The following is a 20,069-nucleotide window of genomic DNA, read 5'->3' as shown; positions in this document are numbered from 1 at the left end:
GATGCTCAAATTAGAAAAATTAGACAGTGCAAGCCATCAGCACACAAAAGTATTGCCTCTGGGCAGTATCGCTGAAACCTCGATGATGCACATGGTGCAAACCGTGCCGCAAGAGTTTACAGAAATTGCGCAACACTTTCCGATATTTTTCGCCAAAGACCCGGAAACCGGGCAATTTAACCTGATGGCGTTGCTCGGTTTAAACGTAGACGAAAACCTGTTTGTTACAGATGGATACTGGCAAAGCGCCTATATCCCGTTAAAAATACAAACCACCCCATTTTTCTTAATCGAAGAAACACAACAGCGAAACACTGAGCAGGTATCAAAACCAGCACTTGCCATTGATGTTGACAGCGCTCGTGTCCAGCAAACTCAAGGTGAGGCCTTATTCGTGCAAGGTCGTGCGACCCAATATTTACAAACCAAAGCCACTCAGTTGGCGCAATTTGTCGAAGGGTTAAGATTCAACCAGCAGTTCATCGAGGCGTTATTGGCAGAGAATTTATTAGAAGCGGTAGATTTAGATATTCGCTTTGAAAATGGCGAACAGCTGAACCTACAGGGCTTGTACACCATAAATAAAGAAATGCTGGTACAAGTGCCGACAGCGGCTCAGCAAGAATTTGAAAATTTAGGTTATGTCAAATTGATCACTGACATATTCACCTCAATGCAACAGGTTGAAGCGTTGATATCTCGTAAAAATCAGCGATCAAAAAATCTGAGTTAATTAGCTTACTAAGGCATAACCGCCTGGTACATGATAAACATTGGCAAAACCCATGCGTTTTAACGTTTTTGCGGCCGCATCACTGCGGCTGCCACTACGACAAATACAAACAAAATTTTCATCTTGTTTTTGACCGGCAAAATCATGGACAAACTCGGTCAGTTTGGTCAGTGGTACATTGACAATTTTTTGATCCGCCAGGTATTTTTGTTGATGTGCAGCAAACTCATGCGGCTCACGAACATCTAGCACCATCACATCATTTTCAACTAAGAATGCGACCAAATTTTCCGGATTAACATCAATTGATGGGTCTATAGATTTATTGATGTTGCCACAAAGTTCGGGGGCATCACTAACGGTGATTTTCTTATCAAGCTCGGCTTTACTGGCAACAAAACCTGCAGCATCTACATTACCGGCGATCACCTTATTTAATAGCGCACTATTGGCACACTCTAACTCTAAACTAGTCGTGAATAATTGCTTATAATCGTGTGCTGGACACATTAAGGTTTGATTTGTGATGCTCGCGGCTAATCGTTGAATCGACTGATAAAGTGCCTCGCTATCACTTACTTTAAAGTCGCTTCGACCGATACCGCCAATTTGTAATGTATCACCACAGAACACGTAATCAATAGCATTGGCTGTTAATTTGCCTGCGCTTGGCGTACCTAATAAATAGGCAACACTGTTGCTAGTGTGTCCTGGTAAGGCAAGTTGCGCGACAACTTTATTGCCGATGGTAATTGCTGGCGCAGTTTCACCATTTTCTAAGATGACCGTTAATGTTGAAGCAGGATCCCAACCCAGTTGATCATAGCTACCGGCAGGCATTTTCGTTGCTAAAATTTCGCGGATTTCCGCCGGACAATTGCTTTGCTGATCATGGATATGCGTCGCTAGAATCGCCTTTACGGTATAGTTTTGACACGATACCAGCGTATCAAATTTAGCCACTAACTCTGGCACTGGATCGATCAGCAGTACTTCTTTTGAATCTTTATCTATGTAACACCAGGTACACTGCTGATCGTAAATCCACTGTTGCAGGCCATTCACTTTTGAGTCAACGTTCTCATCGGTATCAGAAAGAATTAAGCAACTATTTCTCATTGCCATTACCGCATTTTTAATGGCAGTACAGGCATAATCAATTTCCGCTTGAGTAGAGGCTGGGCCAAACGACATGCGTATCGCGCCCTCACTCTGCCAGCTAGGCTTACCCATGGCATCAAGCACAAAACTACCGGTCACTTTTGAGCTACAAGCCGAGCCGGCACTCACCCTAATTTTCGCAGCATCAAATAAGTTCATAATGTCTTTGCTCGATAAGCCTTTCACCGCAAAGTTCAGCGTTGTTGGCAGTGAGCAGTCAAAATTGTGGTTGTACACAATTTCTGGAAATACTTCCGCCAGCGCCTTCGCTAATTGTGCCCGATAAGAGACTAAAACATCGTGTGACTTAAAGGTGTCATCGTTTTCATCTGCAAGCAGTTTAAAGATGGCATTTAATGAGGCGATACCAGGCAGGTTCTCAGTACCTGAACGTAACCCGTTTTCTTGACCACCACCGGCGATAAATGGCGTATAAGGTGCCGTTTCACGCACGTACATAAACCCTATCCCTTTCGGGCCGTATAATTTATGACCACTAAATGGCGCATAATCGATACTGGTATTTGACATATTAAGGGAGATTTTACCTAAACCCTGAACACAATCCACCATCCACAACACATTTGGATTGTTGTCACGAATCACCACTTCCAGGCCTTGTAAGTCCTGGAAAACACCGGTTTCATTGTTTGCTGCCATAGTACAAATCATTAATGCGGAGTCGACATTAGCGGCAATAAAATCAAAATCTAAAATACCGTCATTGTCTACCGGTATGGCGACAACTTCGGCGCCAATATTGAGCATTTGATTCCAGTGTTTCAATGTTTCCGGCACTGCTTTATGCTCAGTGGCACCGTAGAGCAATACTGGCTTTGATATATGATGAGGCGTTTGACGGGCCGCATTAAGCGCCGAAATAATTGCAGTTTGAATGCCTTCAGTAGCGCCACTGGTAAAGATAATTTTACCGTCTGTTGCACCGATCACCTGACGCGCTAAAGTACGAGTAGAATCGAGTATGTACTTTGCACGAACCCCGGTCATATGACTAGAACTTGGATTACCGTAACAAAGGTTCATGGTATGAATGGCAGCTGCAGCCGCTTGCGGCAATACCGGAGTCGTCGCGTTATTATCCAAATACACTTCGTTTTGCTGGGGCTGTATATCAGTAAGGTTTAACATGTGGTACTTCTAAATGTGGTTTTCAACAATTACCGCTTATACTAACCAATTATATCTTGTAACGCTAGGTTATAAGCGGTAGAAAGCCGGTTAATTTTATTAAAATCGCACTAAATTTTGGCAGCCAAACTTTACGTTAACGATATAAAAAAAGACCTTAACCAGGCATTAACATGTCATTAATTTTAATATTTTGTTAAAAACGAGAAATATCAAGATCTTCGCATATACTTATTAGAATTAATAAAAACAGTAGCAAACCGGGGATACCCTTAATGAGATATAAATCCAAGATCATTACTGCCGCAGTTGTGTCTGGAATATTTGCATCGCAACAAGCCAATGCCATAGACATTTTCAAAAATGATGATACTTCTATCGCGACCCGGGGCTGGCTTAGACTCACTTTACAAAGCACTGAAGATTCCGATGAAATTACCGATTCAGGCTCTCGCTGGGGCATAGATTTAACCCATAAAATAGAGGGCGACTGGAGCGCAGGGCTAACTTTTGAGTGGGCAACAAACTTTGAAAAAAATGCCAATTTGACCCTTTCCGGTGACAGAAGCGGCCCTTCAGGCAGTAGCGGAGATGCGTTAACTTCACGGCTTGGTTATGTACGTTTCGACCATGAACAATGGGGCAGTTTCGGTGTGGGTAAACAATGGGCCGTTTTTTATGATGTGGTCGGGGTAACCGATGTTTTGAATTATTATGGCGGTAATGCCACCGGAGCATATAATTTAGGTACCGACGGTGGTTTATCAGGAACTGGTCGTGCCGAACAGGCAATCACCTGGCGAAAAGCATTTGGTAACTTTAATATTGGCGTGCAAATGCAAGCTCAAGATGAGGCAGTAATTGCGAGTGCACCAGGCACAGAGTTGGATGGTGTAGAAGTAGCAACCATGGGCAACGGCTATGGTTTGGCGGTAAGTTACCAATGGCAAGATTTTGGCGTTGGTGCCGCGATTAATACCAGTGAAATCGATATTTCACAAACCTTTGGCGGTGGCAGTGCCGATGATCTCATATCCGGCTTTAGTGCAACTTATGGTGATGCCAACATCGGCTTTCATGCGGCATTGGCTGTGGTTACTTCTGAATATCATGAATTAGACAATGATGGTGATTATATCGATGCGAACGGCTCAGAAGTCTATATTAAATACTCAATGCCAAGTCGATTTGGCGTTTATGGTGGTTTCAATTTATTAGAATCTGATCAATCCGATAGCGATTATGAAATGTATTACAACTATATTGGTGCCGAATATAAATTTGATAATAATTTTGGCCTCATTTATGCCGAAGCTGTACTCCATGACGACACCAATGCAGACGGTAGTACCGGTAACGATGATTCTGAATTTGCTTTAGGGCTGAGAGTAAACCTCTAATAACGCTAAACATCTGTGATTTTATGCGCTAAAATACTGAGTACCGTTTATTTGCTGTATAGGCCAGTTAATGCAAATTACCGATCTTGCTGAAGAACAAAAAATCACGCCTCTTTTTCGTCTCGGTTTCCGCCCCTTTTTTGCATTTGGTGCATTGTTTAGTGTGCTGTCATTATTCATCTGGGCACTATTTTTAGCGGGCAAGGTATCGATAAATTTTTATGGTGGTGCTACGTTCTGGCATATCCATGAAATGATCTTTGGCTTTGTCTGCGCCATCGTGGTTGGTTTTCTGCTTACCGCGGTACAAAACTGGACCGGACAGAGAGGGTTATCGGGCACGCCATTGTTGCTGCTATTTTTGCTTTGGCTGTTTGGCCGAGTAGTAATGCTTTTTCCCGATGTTTTGGGTAACCAGATAAGCAGTTATATTGATATTGCTTTCCTGCCGGTAGCCGCAGTATTTCTGGCGCTGCCAATAATGAAAGTAAAACAAAGTCGAAACATGTTTTTTGTGCCGTTATTGCTGTTATTTACCTTAGCCAATATTTTAATGCATGTTGGAGTTAACGCTGATGACGTTACGCAAATCATACCCACCGCTTATATTGCAGTGATGCTGGTCACCTTGTTGATGTCGATTATGGCGGGTCGGGTCACTCCGATGTTTACTGCAAATGGTACGCAAACAGCAAAAGTGGCTCCACTGCCAGCATTGGAGCTAACCATTAATATCAGTCTGTTGTTATTGGTATTGAGTTATTTTTTAACCCCTTTAATGGCGGTCAATAGTTCCATTAAAGCCAGCTTATTTTTAGTTGCCGGCATTAGCCAAATGCTGCGCTGGCTGCGTTGGAAACCTTGGATCACTCTAGGCGTGCCACTACTATGGTCTTTACATGGCGCATTATTTTTTATTTGGTTTGGCTTAATCGCGCTGGGCATAGGCCACATCCATGATACATTACCATTAAACCACTTGTGGCATTTGCTCACCGTTGGCGGCATGGGCGGACTTATTTTAGCCATGATTTCGCGCGTGACATTAGGCCATACCGGTAGAGCATTAGCGCCGCCGAAAATCATCAGCTTTGCCTTTATATTAATGTTAATCGCCACAATCAGCCGAGTATTTGGCCCTTGGTTTATGTCAGAGCATTACAGTGTATTGATCAATATTAGTGTACTGTGCTGGCTTACTTCCTACGGAATTTTTATTATAAAATATGGTCCCATGCTGCTTACCCCTCGTAAAGATGGTCGTCCCGGCTAATACCAAATCAGAATTGCTATAAAACTAGTTTTCAGCTTAAAAGGTAAATAGATGCGCGCTGTTTTTTTAGATCGAAGTACAATTAGCGAAGATATTGATTTATCTCCGATTGAATCTCATGTCACGACGATCAGTTATTTCGAACACACGGCAAACGAGAAGGTAATATTTCGAGCAAAATTTGCGGAAATCATCATTTCAAACAAGGTGATGATCACTGCAGAAATCATCAACCAGTTACCCAAATTAAAACTTATTTGTATTGCGGCAACCGGCACTAATAATGTTGATTTAGTTGCGGCGCAAAAGGCTGGAATTGCGGTTTGTAACGTTAGCGGTTACGCCAATACTGCGGTTACTCAATACGTGTTCGCCATGCTGTTGGAATACCTGCAAAAAACCTCTCATTATATTGAAAATAGTCGTCATGGACATTGGCAAAACAGTCCTGTTTTTTGCCATTTTGGCTTGCCAATTAATGAGTTAGCGACAAAAAAAATTGCGATAATCGGCTATGGCGCCTTGGGCAAGCAAGTTAGCAAAATTGCCAAAGCTTTTGCTATGGAGGTATTGATTGCCGAAAGAAAATCGGCCAGCACCATCCGCCCGGGGCGAGTGAGTTTTGAACAAGCGATTAGTTCGGCGGATATTATCAGTTTACACGCCCCGCTCAGTATTGAAACCGAAAACCTGATCAATCAGCAAAGCATAAAAGCCATGCAAACGGGTGTCATTATTATCAATACTGCCAGAGGGGGATTGGTAAATAGTATAGATTTATTAGCGGCGTTAAAGTCGAAAAAAGTTGGCGCGGCAATTTTAGATGTATTAGAACATGAACCACCAGCGCATGATCATCCGTTGCTCAATGCCAAATTGGATAATTTGTTGATCACGGCGCATATTGCCTGGGGAAGTTTACAAGCACAGCAGCGCTTAATAAATCGACTTGCTGACAACATAAAAAGCTATCAGCAAGGTGTGCAATTAAACCGGGTGGTGTAGAGCAAAGAGAGAAGCAGCGATTAAGCGGCATCTTCCATCGGCAAAATGCGCTCACCCACTTTATTAAGAACCGTTAGATCACCTTCAAAAACAGCAAGGATAGCTCTATATTTCTTAAATGCGGCAGGAATGATCACCTTGCCGTTGGCAGCGTACGGATAATGCATAACTCGATGTTTCAGCACCAGGGAGCGATTGTCATAATAGAACACAGTAACGACTTTATTATCTTGTCGTTTCATCTTCTGATTACGATTGCTTTTCTCAGCGTATTCAATTTCTAGCGGGATACTTTCGCCATCACATACTGAGACAATCTCTTTATTATTTTTAAAAGATTGCGGGAGGATCACCCGACCTTTGTCTTGGAGTGGAAATTCACCGACGAAATGACTCAACTCTAAAGTATTTACATCGTAATAAATCACGGTGACGAGTTTGGTATTGTTATTTTTCATTAGCTTTGAACTCTTTTATTATAGTGATGTGGCTTCTATCGGTTATTAGGCTATAGAAATACGCCACAATTTATTAGAATCCTTCCAACTGTTATGACTAAAGTATCTAAACGGCAAAAAAAAATCAAGCTTTATTTTGTTGTAAAAATGTACAATTAATATTTTAAACGGCTGATTTTTAAAAATAACTATCTTTAATCTTGCCATAATGAAAATAGCCCCATTGCCCGACTCGCCTTAACGCAGGCATTGGGAATTTGGGTAACTGACGAGTATAAAGAGGCAAATTTGGCAGGTTAATGCCGATGATTTTATCTGCTAATCGTTTTCCCGCCTGAACCGCAAAAGACACACCATTACCACAATAGCCCATGGCATAAAAAACATTGGGGTTATCTTCGGCTTGATTGATATGCGGGATATCATCAAGCGACATGCAGATCCAACCCGACCAGGCGTATTGATATTGAATGCTTTGCAATGCCGGAAAGCTTTGCTTTAACACCGCTAACAACCTTTGAGCATAGTAAGGAACATCGGCATTTTTGCCGGTAATAGCGCCGCGACCGCCAAATAAAATACGATTATCCGGTAACTTTCGATAGTAGTATTTTAGCGCTCGTGTATCCATGACAACATTTGAAGTTAAAAAATTGCACGCTTGCAGTTGTTGCTCACTTAATGGTTCAGTCACGATAATTTGTGATAATACTGGCAGGGTTTTATTGGCGACGCCTGGGTGGAAATCTTTAGGCGTATAGCCATTAGTTGCAAGTATTACCTTGCTGGCGCTGATTTTTGCTTGAGGGGTAATAATAACTTGCTTACCTTTCTCCTGAGTAATATCAGTTACCGGAGTACCGGTATATATTTTCGCCCCGGCTTGCCGTGCCAGGTCTTGATAGCCCCAAGCCAGCTTTAATGGGTTAATACCAAAGCTGTCCTGAAAACGAATCGCGCCATGAGCATTTTCATCGGCCATGTATTGTTGATGCAACTCATTGCGTGTTAATACATCCACCTCATAGGCAAAGGTTTTTTGTAATAATTGGGCCTGCTTGATCAAACCGGGAAACATCGAGGGCTTATGCGCAACTCGGATATATCCTGGGTCTTGCTGCTCACAGTCGATGCCTTGTGCAATCAATGAATTTACCGTGTCGACCCCTTGACACACTTCGGAATATATACCGCGCATCACTTCTTCGCCCCAGCTTTTGGTCATTGCAGTCCAGGGCTTGCGGCCAGTGGATTTTAAGATAAAACCCGCATTACGACCGCTACACCCCCAAGCGGTTTGGTTCGCCTCTACCACTACGGCTTTCACATTATGCTCGCGCGCCAAATGCAATGCACAAGACAGGCCGGTATAACCCGCGCCAATGATGACCACATCGGTATCTATATCGTGCGTTAACTGACCATCCGATTCCGGAGCGTTACCACTGACGCTGGCCCAGTAACTGTCAGGGTAGGCGACATTAGTGCCTGGTGATTTATCATGGAGAGGATCGTACATAGGTCATTAATATTTGTAAATGTTACCCTTATCATGTCAAATTCGCGTTATAATTCAAAGTCAATTCCGGAATGAACGAAAATACCATGTTAAATTCAAGCACCATTGATTATCGGCCAATGCAAGAAAGTGACTTTGTGGCAATCATCACCTTAGGAAATTACGTCCATGGGGCAGGCTACCTGAATGCTGAGAATCTAAAGCAATGGTTTGATAAAGGCTTGAAGGATGGCCTTAATGCCAACTTTGTTGCGTATGCCGGACAACAATTAGTGGGGTTTCGGATAAGCTATAGTCCAACCATGTGGCATACCGACCAATGGTATTCCCCGCATTTGTGGCGAACCGACATGGGTAATACCGCGTATTTTAAATGTAATACCGTTGATGCCAATTTTCGCGGTTATGGTATCGGCTCGCAGTTATTAAAATTATCCATTTTTGAGTTACAACAACAAGGGGCAAAAGCGGGAGTAAGCCATTTATGGCGACAAAGCCCAGGCAATAGTGCGGTAAAATATTTCACCAAATGTGGCGGCGTGTTAGTGAAAGACCACCCCGACAAATGGTATCAGGACAGTGTTGATGGCTATCAATGCACCCTTTGTGGCAATGATTGCCACTGTGTTGCCGCGGAAATGATCATCTATTTTGATTAAATAAAAATCCAATAGCCCGTAGCCCGTAGCCCGTAGCCCGTAGCCCGTAGCCCGTAGCCCGTAGCCCGTAGCCCGTAGCCCGTAGCCATTATCAGGGTAAAAAATGCAAATATCAGAACGCAAATGTTACCCTGCTATTGTATCTTATTTTCTAAACAACATCACAAACCTATCAGTCTTACGATAAACCTTAGGGTCAAACGGACTTATCTCATAATCATCATCGGCGTTGGCCAGTAATTCAGACTGTTTGGCAAATTGAAAGCCATATTTTTTCAATTCTTTAATCACATACTCTGGCGCAATTCTGTGTTTATCTTGACTATACTCTATGCCCGTGCCGACAGGCGCACTGTGATCGATGACCAGTAAGGTGCCGCCAGGTTTAAGCGCTTTATATAATTGCTTTAATAACTTCTCGGCATCAATAGCCCAGCCTTTGGTCTGATGATACATGTCGTGATAGCCCATGACAAAAAAGACGCTGTCCAGGCTGTTATCCGATAAGGATAAGTCATCCGCTTCCTGCATGTATTGCATTACATTAGTAAGACTACCATCGGCCATGCGGGTCTTTAATTCTTTGCCAACATAAGCCAAATAAGCCTCGTTGTTATGCAATAACACTTTACCCTTAGGACCTACCACCTGAGATAAAAGTTCTGAGTAATAGCCACCACCAGCGAATAGATCCAATACCTGCATTTCAGGCTTAACCCCGGAAAACTGGATAATTTCTACCGGCTTGCTGGTTTTATCACGAAGCTTATCTTGCTCACTGCGGTGTGGGGTGTTTAGCAGTAATGCAGAATTTGCTAACGTTTGGGCACTAAAGGCAAACAACGCTAAGGTGACCAAAGACTTGAACGATAATTTCATCTGACTCTCAATAATGATTTAGGTAAACACGACAAATAATGTTAAACAAAGTAGCACAGCTAAGATGTTAACGAGCGACTGATTTGTAACAATTTTTTAAAAAGCAATACCAATTTGATTAAGTGTGTGGTCTACTTTTTCATGAGGGAAAATGGATAAATACAATGCATAAAATTTAGTAAGTAGTTATTCTACTTATCAATTTTATAAAGCAGTAGTTATTCGTTTTATCTCAAGCATCCATGCCTTCGGTTCTGAGAACTGCTTCGCAAAGAAGAATTGTTCCATACAATTCTTTAACCATTAAAAATGAGCAGATATTTAATCAACTTGGTATTTATGTTGCTGCTCTTTTTGCTGATCTTTAATTTGCCAGTCTATCGGTTGCTGTTGTTGGCTGAGCAGATAGTCATTTGCCCGAGAAAAATGTTTGCAACCGAAAAATCCACGATAAGCCGATAATGGCGAAGGATGCACGCTGGTTAAGACATGATGGTTATCCGTATCAATATGCTTACCCTTTTTTTGCGCATGCGCGCCCCAAAGCATAAAGACTACCCCTTGCTTTTGCTCATTAATAAGCTCGATTACCCGGTCAGTAAATTTTTCCCAACCCAATTTGGCATGCGAATGTGCATTGCCCTTTTGTACGGTTAACACCGTATTCAATAACAATACCCCCTGCTCTGCCCAATAACTCAAATCACCATGACATGGGATGTGAAAATTTGCTTGATCATTGTCTAACTCTTTATACATATTAACCAATGACGGCGGCACTTTTACCCCTGCTCTCACTGAAAAGGAAAGACCATGAGCCTGGCCTGGACCATGGTAGGGATCCTGGCCAATAATCACCACTTTGATATCGGTAAATGGCGTTAATTCAAACGCGTTATAGATATCTTCATCCATCGGGTAAATTTCGATCCCTTGTTGCCGTTGTCGGGCAATTTCTGCCAGCAGTGCTTGAAAGTAATCACGTTGTTGTTCTGTTTGTAACAACTCTTGCCAGTTCATAAATTCTCTACTTCTTGTTGCAGTTAAAACGTATTCTCAAAAGGCGTACGGCTTGTCGGGTAAAATATTAAAAGCTTCGGGCTACGAGCTACTAGCTTCGGGCAGACCTAGTATTATTACACGATAAGTGAACTAAACAAATACACAGCCCGTGGCCAGTAGCTCGTAGCTCGCAGCTCGTAGCTTTGAACTATTACCTTCAGGCAGACTCGGTATTGTTACACGATAGATGAATTAAACAAATACACAGCCCATGGCCAGTAGCTCGCTGTTCGCAGCTTTGGGTTATTAGTTTACCTGTGCTAGCAAGTACGAACGTAATTGTTGAAAATCAACGTTCATCTCTGAAGACAATATGGTTTCACCGCTGCAATCGGCAAGCTCTTTCGGTAAGCCTAACAGGCAGCCTAAGGTGCTCTCTACCGTTTCTTTGAATTTTGCCGGATGTGCCGTGCCTAAAAACACGCCAAATTCATCATCATTCAACCCGTATTTTAACGCTTTGTAAGCAACACTGGCATGCGGTTCACTGATATAGCCTAAAGAATTTAAACTGTGAATGCCCATTTGCGTTTGCTCTTCATCGATAGCTACTGAGCTTAAACAGTTTTTATCAACAATGCCCGAGTTTAACATGTGCTCAACCCGCGGCCAGTTATTGGGTTTCGAAACATCCATCGCGTTCGACATGGTGGCAATGGTGTCATTCGGTTGCCAAGCGCCGGTTTGCAGATATCTTGGCACCGTATCGTTGGCATTGGTGGCGGCAATAAAGCGCTTAATAGGCAAGCCCATCGCTTTCGCTAACATGCCAGCAGTTAAGTTACCAAAATTACCACTCGGGATAGAAAAGACTAAATCATCAAATTTTCCACGCTGACGATACAGTTGCGCAGCCGCTTCAAAGTAGTAACAAATTTGCGCCAATAGTCTGCTGATATTGATGGAATTAGCCGAATTCAGGCCAATTGCTTGTGCCAGCTCCAAGTCATCAAATGACTGTTTCACTAATCCCTGACAATCATCAAAGCTGCCATCTACCGATAAGGTAGAAATATTGCCACCTAACGTGGTGAACATTTTTTCCTGCAATAAACTGATTTTGCCCTTTGGATATAAAATGGTGACATCGATATTATCTAAACCGTAAAACGCATGCGCGACAGCTGCACCGGTATCGCCAGACGTGGCGGTTAAGATGGTGATTTTCTCGCGACTGTCTTTGGTAAATGTTTGCAAACATTGCGCCATAAAACGGCCACCAAAATCTTTAAACGCCAGCGTCGGCCCATGAAACAATTCCAGCACCGCATTTTTTTCATCTATCGATTGTACCAACGCCGGAAAGTTAAACGCATTGGTCACTATGCTGGTAAATTGCTCTAGGGTTAAATCATCTTCAACAAACGGATATAAAATTTTAATACTACGCTCTACCAAAGGCATCGCCAGCAAACTTTCAATGTCATCAAACTCTGGCAATTGCCTGGGGAAAAATAGCCCTTGATTCTTACCTAAGCCCTGACGTACGGCTTGCGAAAAACTTACTTCTTGTTCTGGGTGTTTTAAATTATAAAATTTCATCATTAATCCTCTAAAACCAAGCCTTCAAACTCAGTTTCTATTCTAACTAAATATACCAGGTTGATTATATCAACCGAGTTCCCTGAATATCTGCTTTACAGATATGGACAAACCCTGTTGGTGATTGTAGATAAAACTGACGCAAGTACTCACTTAGCTGTTCAGCTTTATCGAGGTTACTACAAGCAACGAACACCGTCGGTCCTGAGCCAGAAATTCCGGTCGCATCGGCACCATTGGCGAGCAAATATTGCTTGGTTTCAATAAATTTTGGTAATAAATGCTGGCGATAAGGCTCAGCGACAATATCACGGATATTGGCAAATGCCTGTTTCGCATCATTACGGTAACTGGCATCAATAAAGCTTGCCAGGTTTTGTCCGTAAGCAATAACATCGGCACGTGAATAACTTTCAGGCAATGCTTCACGTGCTGCTTTGGTCGACATCTCAATGCCAGGGTAGGCCATGATCCAATAATAATCATCAAAGGTAGGCAAACTGCGGGTGATAACCTTCTCATCAGTCACCATTAGTTGCAGCCCACCTAAAAAGCACGGTGCGACATTATCATAATGTAAACTACCGCTTATTTGCGCTTCCATTTGGCCCATCATGTTCAGCAGTTTAGCGTCATTATATGGCTGCTTATAGTATTCATTCAAGGCAACAAGAGCCGCCACAACCGAACAGGCGCTCGAACCCAAACCACTACCAACCGGCATCTTTTTCTCGAGGATTAAATCGACATTATCAACGGTTTTACCGTCATTAATCAGTTGTTGATTAAATAACTCCAGGCAATACCAAACAATATTATGTTTCGGATCACCTGGTAATTTACTGGCAAATTCGCCTTCTAAATGTAATCGACTGTCACTACCTGCTGCCGGTTCAATTTGCACGATATCCCCCAACAGCTCATCGCCAACCGGGGTAACAGCCATGCCTAATACGTCAAAGCCGACACTAACATTACCGATTGAGGCCGGGGCAAAAACTCTGATAGCCATTATAACTCCTGCTTCCAAGCCTGAGTGCGTAACACATCAGAAAAAACACCTGCGGCGGTAACGGCTGCACCGGCACCATAACCACGTAATACCAGTGGAATTGGTTGATAATACTTACTTAAAATAGACAACGCATTTTCGCCATCTTTAATCGCGTATAACGGGTGGCTTGCATCTACGGCTTCAATAGAAACCTGGCATTCGCCGTTGTTGATGGAGCCAACGTAGCGCAACACTTTACCTGCACTTGCTGCCTGATCAACTTTTGCGGCGAACTGTGGATTAAGCTCAGGCAATCGCGCCATAAAGTCATCAATGCTGCCTGATGAATCAAAATCATCTGGCAATACCGATTCCACTTTAATATTGTGTAACTCTAACGGCATACCGGCTTCACGCGCCATGATCAGTAATTTTCGCGCCACATCCATACCGCTTAAATCATCACGAGGATCGGGTTCGGTAAAACCATTACTCTTGGCAATTTCTGTTGCCTCGGACAGTGACATGCCTTCGTCTAATTTTCCGAATATATACGACAGTGAGCCAGATAGCACGCCGGCAAATTGCACTAATTCATCACCCGCTTTAAACAAGTTTTGTAACGTACCGATAACCGGTAACCCAGCACCAACGTTTGTTTCATATAAGAATAAGCGATTGGTTTTTTGTGCACACTCTCTTAATTTCAAATAGTATGACCAGCTATCGGTGTTGGCTTTCTTGTTTGGCGTGACCACATGAAACCCTTCCGCTAAAAAGTCGGCATACTTTAAGGCTAAATCCTCGTTGGAAGTACAATCAATTAATACCGGGTTAATTAAATGGTGATTGCGCACAAAATTCTTCACTGAGTCAACCGTCAACGGTTTAACATCGGCTTGCATTCCTTGTTGCCAATCGTGCATATCAATGCCCTCAGCATTAAAGCCAATGCCTTTACTATTGGCAATACCATACACTCTCAAGTCGACACCTTGCGATTTCAAACTTTCCTGTTGTCTGCCAATTTGGGTAAGTAATTCACTACCAACCACACCACAGCCGACCACAAAGGCATCGATGGTTTGGCGATGAGAGAAAAAGTTTTGATGACATACTTTTAACGCATCGGTACATTTGCGCTGCTCGATGACTACAGAAATGCTGCGCTCAGAAGAATCCTGAGCGATGGCAACCACGTTTACCCGAGCTTGTGCTAACGAGCTGAATAACTTGCCAGCAACGCCTCGTTGATGATGCATGCCATCACCGACTAACGAGACAATGGATAAATGTGACTGTAGATCGATGGGTTCAAGTAACTGGTTCAATAATTCCAATTCAAATTCAAGCTGTAGGCTTTGTTGTGCTCGGTAAGCATCATGGGAGTACACACAAAAACTGATACAGTATTCAGAAGAGGATTGAGAGATCATCACCATTGAAATGTTTTCACGACTCATACAGGCAAACACTCTGCTCGCCATACCCACCATTCCCTTCATACCAGGGCCCGATACATTAACCATAGTTAATTCATCAAGATTGGAAATGGCCTTGACTTGTTTTTGACCTTTATCTTCGCCAGAAATCAGTGTGCCCTTGGCGTCTGGATTGCCGGTGTTTTTGATCCAGCAAGGAATGTGATATTGGGCAATGGGACCGATGGTTTTTGGATGTAACACTTTCGCGCCAAAATAAGAAAGCTCCATCGCCTCTTGATACGATAAATGATCGAGTAATTTAGCATCTTTAATTAAGCGCGGATCGGCATTGTAAACACCATCAACATCGGTCCAGATTTCACAACATTCAGCATTGGTACATACCGATAACACCGCGGCCGAATAATCGGAACCATTTCGTCCCAGCGTTGTAACCTGACCGCTAGGCGCTACGCCAATAAAGCCAGGCATCAGTGAGATGCGTTGTTGATTAGGATATTGTTCAACAAAAAGTTGTCTCGATAGCACCAAATCAGCTACCGCATTAAGGGATGATTCATTGGTTTTTAGGAACGTTTCCGGTTCAATAACGCTCAATTGCTGTTCTTTGCCTAAAATGGCTTCCAAAATAGCGACACTTAAGCGCTCACCTAAACTGATCACACAGGCGCGTATATGATCAGGACAGTGGTTCAGCATTGCCGCACCTTCTAACCAGCGCTTTAATTGCTGTGACCAACGCAATAACGCTTGTTCTGCATGTTGGCGGTTAAAGTTAGTATCGGCATCAGCCAAACCATCAAAAATATTATTTACCGCTTTATATAAATGCTCCAAGCCTTGTTCAAGCTCTTCACCTTCAGTTAGGGTTTCGGTTAATGCGACTAAATGATTGGTAATGCCTTGTGGTGCCGACACCACGACAGACACTGGCGATTGCTGGCTTTTATTGGTAATGATTTCACAAACCGCTAAAAACCGCTCTGCATTGGCTAAGGACGAACCACCAAACTTTAGTACTCTCATTTTATTAACCTCAATAATTTAACACTGTTTATTTATGTTTCTCTATATTGTTTAGCAGATGCTAAACAATATAGAGAAACATAAATTAAAAAAGCCCGTGAACTTTGCAGGTCACGGGCTTCGAAAATTTTTTTTATTTTACACGTTAGCCTATGACCTCCATTCGGGTACGAATGGTGGTGGTAATAAGAATAATGGTTGCGTGCATAAATATGTTCATGCCCATACTTTGCCCTAGGTGCTATTTACTGTCAACCGCAAATTCAATGTAATTGCTTATAAAATATAACCAAAGCGATTCTATTTTAGTTAAATTATGGGAAAATCACCAATACAGGTGTTGCTGATGGCTTTTAAGCCATGTTTTAGCTTGTTTATAGTGAGGAAAGAATTGGTTTACCAACTGCCAGTATGCGCTTGAATGATTAAGGTGAACGGTATGGCAAAGTTCATGAATTATCACATAATCAATAACCTCAACCGGAGCCATTACCAGTAACCAGTTTAGGTTTATCCGATGTTTGCTATCACAGCTGCCCCAGCGAGTTTTATAATGTCTGATTTTAACCGCAGTCGCAGATAGCTTAGTGAACTGCTGTTGCTCTGATAATCGTTGCTGTAAAATGACTTTCGCTTGCTCTATATACCACTGCCGCATGGCAGTTTGCACTTTATCGGCAATTAAAGCAGGAGCAGCATCCCGCTTTAATAAAGTAACAACAATTTTATCATCAATAAGTTGCACATCTTTGCTACTGGCGTGTACTACTGCTAACGAATATTGTTTGCCGAGAAAATAATAGCGTTCGCCGTCAATAAATTGTCGAACCATACTTTGTTCGACAATTTGTTGCTGTTCATTAATTTTACGCCATAGCCATACCGATTTTTGTTCGACCAGTTCGGTAATTTGCAAATCACTGATTTGCCTGGGCGCGAGCACCCTGACTTTGCCAGATTTTACTTGCAAACTTACGGTTTTCCGCTTGCTACTACGTACTAAGGTAAATTCAGGTAAAGTCATTTAAGTAGAGTTAAGCTTTTGCCTTAGTGGATTTTTTTGCTTTCTTTGGCGCAGTTTTTTTTACTGCAGCGCTGGCTTCTGGTGTCGCAATTACCTCGTCTTCCTTTACCGCAGGTTTTATCACTTTAGCTTTTTTCGCTTGCAAGGCAACAAGCACTTCTTCGCGGTTTTTAGCAATGAAAATACTCACCTCCTCGACCATTTTCTCATTAAGCTCAAGTGCTGATTGATCAAACAAATCGGACAGACTGTCTGCCATATCGAGCATTTTGTCATACTCATCTGCAGCTTTCTTATCCATAAATGTTTCAACCTCCACCCCATTGCGAATGACTACAAAACGACTTTCTACTGCCATTATGATCCCTTAGTATTGTTTGGCCAATTTCAATTTTTGGCATTTAAAAGTATTTAGCGCTCCTGAATTACCGACAATGAGCGATTATCTTCAATTCAGGTTATCCAAGTATGAAGTGCTTTACGACGGTTACTTAACTGGATATTTAACCAGTACTCTAGCAGTTACATTCAATGAATGACAACAAAAAATTGCAAGAATGAACGGTAATTCTTGAAAAAGTTCTGTTTTCGCAAAAATAAATAAAATTTCATCGCAAAAAAACCGCCATTCAACCTGCATTTAAATAAAGAATAAGTGAATTTTTATGCACCGATGTAATGAAATGTTTCAATGGAAACACTCATTTTTTGCTGTTTTCTCAACAGAGCCTCTGATTTTATTAGTGTTTTGTTTGTTTTGTAAACAACGCTTTGAAAAAATCCGTTACACCTGGGGGATTTTCATTAACAACTTTTTAATAAAAATAAGCCACTATTAATGGGCAGCGGCAATAAATAACAAAGCCAAATTTAACAAAGCATCAGCAGGAGCAACATCATGAAAACATTAAAAGCACTAACTTTAGCCAGTATCACTTCAGTATCATTATTTGCAGCGTTTAACAGTAGCGCCGGAATGGACCCATATATCGAATCAGCGCTTATTAATGTGTGCAAATCAGCACAATCTGATGATCTCGGTGAAATGCGCAGTACGATTAAAGGCTATCATCTAAATGAAAAAACCGTCGCCATGAAAGTGGTTTGCAATGGTGAGAATATTATCAACTTCGCTGAAAACAGCGGTGCACACACTACCGCCAGTCATCTGGAAAAGCGTTTAGGTAGCCGTGAAATTGTCGACTTAGCACAGAGCTATGCGGTGAACTTTTAATCTGCCAAATTTTGTCTTTATGCCGACTAAATGTATGTACCAAGTCTAATAAGCTGTTTCCTGCTCAGTGAGGAAAATTTATTAGCATTGGTACTCCATACCTAATACTTTTAGTCGGCTATCCACAGCCATTTTCAACCCGGTAAACTCTGAATTCTTCATTAGTTGAGCCTGCGCATAAACGCGAGAGGCAAAATCCTTAACAGATAACGCATCATTGCCCAGGGCCAAAACGGCACAAAGGCAACATTCACTTCCCGCTCAACCGCCTTGATTATCGCCTTACAACCAACGTCTACATTGACAATAAACGGCAGTTTTTTATCTGGATTGGTTATCTCGGTAGCAATGTAACCGGGATGAATAGTAGTAACTCTTATTGGTGTGTCGAGTACATCAATTCGGATACCTTCGGTTAAAGATGCCAGTGCTGCTTTCGTTGCCGCATATACCGTCATCGACTTAGCAAAGCCACATTGCGAACTGACCGATGAAATTGTGACTAAGTGACCAAAATTCTGCTCTCTAAATATTGCCATTGCGGCTTCACATTGGACCAGGGCGGCAACAAAGTTAGTCATTGCTGTGTGTTTATTTTCAGCAAAGCATCCGGTGCCGATCGAGCCCCCTTGACCAATACCAGCGTTAACGATCACCCTGTCGATATTACCAAACTCCGCTTTTGCCTGCTTAAACACCGCAAACACTTGTTCATCGTTATTTACGTCCAGCTCGCTAATGCTAACGTGGATAGTTGGATTTATGGTTAACAAGGTTTGCTTAAGTTGTTCTAAATTTTCAAGTCTTCTCGCACATAAAATTAAGTTTCTGCCTAACGCGGCAAATTGTTTGGCCATGGTAAGGCCGAGCCCAGAGCTTGCTCCGGTGATGAGTATATTTTGTCTTTTCATCGGACCATAGATTTAAATTATAGATATATACATACTAGCCGAAAAAAAAATTATAAAGCAGCCAAAAATATTATATCCGTCCCTTTCATCGACAAAATAACCGGGCAACAATAACTTACACACTGCTGATAGTCTAAGGTTCGAACAAAACTAAGGCAGTCGAACAAATTTGTTAATTTATTGTTTGACGTAAGCAATAAACTTTCCTATTTTTCAAATTACAGAGGGTGAAATCTTCGATCACCGCATTTGTATTCTTATTATTGTTTGTTTGGTAGAGAGGGGAAGTAGTAATGTCTCGCAGCAAAATTATTGAAGATGCCGAATTAGGCCTTAGTGACGATGATTATCAAGACGATGTATCAGCAAATACTGATAACGACCAAGGTGGCATCGATTGTGCGAAAACCCGTAAACGTATTGACGAATTGCTGGAAAAGAAGCGCCTTAAAGAATTACTGGACGAAGACGAGTGGGAACTGTAAAAGTTAACGGCTATCCCCCAAAAAAAGGCGTATTTCCTGCCGAGTATAAATACATCCATGTACAAAAAAACCTGCCGAAGCAGGTTTTTTAATGGTTAACTTTTAATAAG

At 42.2% G+C, this 20,069-nt stretch carries 18 protein-coding genes; 7 read left to right on the top strand and 11 right to left on the bottom strand.

All coding sequences use genetic code 11. The features are described from left to right. The first annotated feature begins 1 nt into the window (after position 1). On the top strand, positions 2-733 hold the full coding sequence (locus ND16A_RS03170; RefSeq protein ID WP_033078863.1) for a SapC family protein: 732 nt from the start codon (positions 2-4) through the stop codon (positions 731-733). Here ND16A_RS03170 and ND16A_RS03175 read toward each other — a convergent pair whose 3' ends face one another. Further along, positions 734-3,043 (bottom strand): aminotransferase class V-fold PLP-dependent enzyme, encoded by a 2,310-nt coding sequence (locus ND16A_RS03175; protein WP_033078862.1) that lies wholly within the window; start codon positions 3,041-3,043, stop codon positions 734-736. A 275-nt stretch (positions 3,044-3,318) separates the two neighbouring features. On the opposite strand from ND16A_RS03175, the gene ND16A_RS03180 reads away from it, so the two are divergent. From ND16A_RS03180 to ND16A_RS03190, 3 genes are all read left to right on the top strand, one after another. Then, the gene (locus tag ND16A_RS03180) at positions 3,319-4,443 is read left to right on the top strand and encodes a porin (protein WP_033078861.1); all 1,125 of its coding nucleotides are present in this window, start codon (positions 3,319-3,321) and stop codon (positions 4,441-4,443) included. 70 nt (positions 4,444-4,513) lie between these two features. Further along, positions 4,514-5,716, top strand: a complete 1,203-nt coding sequence (locus ND16A_RS03185; RefSeq protein ID WP_033078860.1) for an NnrS family protein — start codon at positions 4,514-4,516, stop codon at positions 5,714-5,716. Positions 5,717-5,767: 51 nt separating this feature from the next. Then, the gene (locus tag ND16A_RS03190) at positions 5,768-6,721 is read left to right on the top strand and encodes a D-2-hydroxyacid dehydrogenase (protein ID WP_033078859.1); all 954 of its coding nucleotides are present in this window, start codon (positions 5,768-5,770) and stop codon (positions 6,719-6,721) included. A 20-nt stretch (positions 6,722-6,741) separates the two neighbouring features. On the opposite strand, the gene ND16A_RS21160 is transcribed toward ND16A_RS03190, so the two are convergent. Together ND16A_RS21160 and ND16A_RS03195 are read right to left on the bottom strand one after the other, a co-directional pair. Continuing rightward, a complete protein-coding gene (locus tag ND16A_RS21160) occupies positions 6,742-7,179 on the bottom strand; it encodes a TIGR02922 family protein (protein WP_152593919.1) in 438 nt (145 codons plus the stop codon). A 178-nt stretch (positions 7,180-7,357) separates the two neighbouring features. Beyond that, positions 7,358-8,698: an NAD(P)/FAD-dependent oxidoreductase gene (locus tag ND16A_RS03195; RefSeq protein WP_033078858.1), complete on the bottom strand. Its 1,341-nt coding sequence runs from the start codon at positions 8,696-8,698 to the stop codon at positions 7,358-7,360. A gap of 86 nt (positions 8,699-8,784) precedes the next feature. Between ND16A_RS03195 and ND16A_RS03200 the strand changes: the two genes are divergently transcribed. After that, complete coding sequence (locus ND16A_RS03200) at positions 8,785-9,357, top strand: GNAT family N-acetyltransferase (protein ID WP_033078983.1); 573 nt, start codon at positions 8,785-8,787, stop codon at positions 9,355-9,357. Positions 9,358-9,501: 144 nt separating this feature from the next. Here the strand turns inward: ND16A_RS03200 and ND16A_RS03205 are convergent, their stop codons facing one another. From ND16A_RS03205 to ND16A_RS03235, 7 genes are all read right to left on the bottom strand, one after another. After that, on the bottom strand, positions 9,502-10,236 hold the full coding sequence (locus ND16A_RS03205; RefSeq protein ID WP_033078857.1) for a class I SAM-dependent methyltransferase: 735 nt from the start codon (positions 10,234-10,236) through the stop codon (positions 9,502-9,504). 321 nt (positions 10,237-10,557) lie between these two features. Then, positions 10,558-11,256, bottom strand: coding sequence for a uracil-DNA glycosylase (gene ung / locus ND16A_RS03210; protein WP_052073268.1), 699 nt, complete (start codon positions 11,254-11,256; stop codon positions 10,558-10,560). Between the two features lie 288 nt (positions 11,257-11,544). After that, positions 11,545-12,840 carry a threonine synthase gene (gene thrC / locus ND16A_RS03215; protein ID WP_033078856.1) on the bottom strand — a complete coding sequence of 432 codons (1,296 nt, stop codon included), beginning with the start codon at positions 12,838-12,840 and terminating at the stop codon, positions 11,545-11,547. 64 nt (positions 12,841-12,904) lie between these two features. Beyond that, positions 12,905-13,852, bottom strand: a complete 948-nt coding sequence (gene thrB, locus ND16A_RS03220) for a homoserine kinase (protein ID WP_033078855.1) — start codon at positions 13,850-13,852, stop codon at positions 12,905-12,907. Next, entirely contained in the window at positions 13,852-16,305 is a 2,454-nt protein-coding gene (gene thrA, locus ND16A_RS03225; RefSeq protein WP_033078854.1) for a bifunctional aspartate kinase/homoserine dehydrogenase I, read from the bottom strand. The genes thrB and thrA overlap by 1 nt, the downstream gene beginning before the upstream one ends. 325 nt (positions 16,306-16,630) lie before the next feature. After that, positions 16,631-17,329 (bottom strand): M48 family metallopeptidase, encoded by a 699-nt coding sequence (locus tag ND16A_RS03230; RefSeq protein WP_033078853.1) that lies wholly within the window; start codon positions 17,327-17,329, stop codon positions 16,631-16,633. A gap of 10 nt (positions 17,330-17,339) precedes the next feature. Beyond that, positions 17,340-17,687, bottom strand: coding sequence for a YebG family protein (locus ND16A_RS03235; protein ID WP_033078852.1), 348 nt, complete (start codon positions 17,685-17,687; stop codon positions 17,340-17,342). A 540-nt stretch (positions 17,688-18,227) separates the two neighbouring features. On the opposite strand from ND16A_RS03235, the gene ND16A_RS03240 reads away from it, so the two are divergent. After that, positions 18,228-18,563 (top strand): DUF3718 domain-containing protein, encoded by a 336-nt coding sequence (locus tag ND16A_RS03240; RefSeq protein WP_033078851.1) that lies wholly within the window; start codon positions 18,228-18,230, stop codon positions 18,561-18,563. Between the two features lie 161 nt (positions 18,564-18,724). Here the strand turns inward: ND16A_RS03240 and ND16A_RS03245 are convergent, their stop codons facing one another. Then, positions 18,725-19,474: an SDR family oxidoreductase gene (locus tag ND16A_RS03245; RefSeq protein WP_033078850.1), complete on the bottom strand. Its 750-nt coding sequence runs from the start codon at positions 19,472-19,474 to the stop codon at positions 18,725-18,727. Positions 19,475-19,767: 293 nt separating this feature from the next. Here ND16A_RS03245 and ND16A_RS03250 point away from each other — a divergent pair, with 293 nt between their 5' ends. After that, a complete protein-coding gene (locus ND16A_RS03250) occupies positions 19,768-19,959 on the top strand; it encodes a hypothetical protein (RefSeq protein WP_033078849.1) in 192 nt (63 codons plus the stop codon). Positions 19,960-20,069: the final 110 nt, after the last annotated feature.

Origin of the sequence: Thalassotalea sp. ND16A (assembly GCF_000764205.1) — a bacterium.
Lineage (GTDB): Bacteria > Pseudomonadota > Gammaproteobacteria > Enterobacterales > Alteromonadaceae > Thalassotalea_A.
The sequence above is the reverse complement of the archived record's forward strand: the minus strand, read 5'-3'. Positions and strand labels throughout refer to the sequence as shown.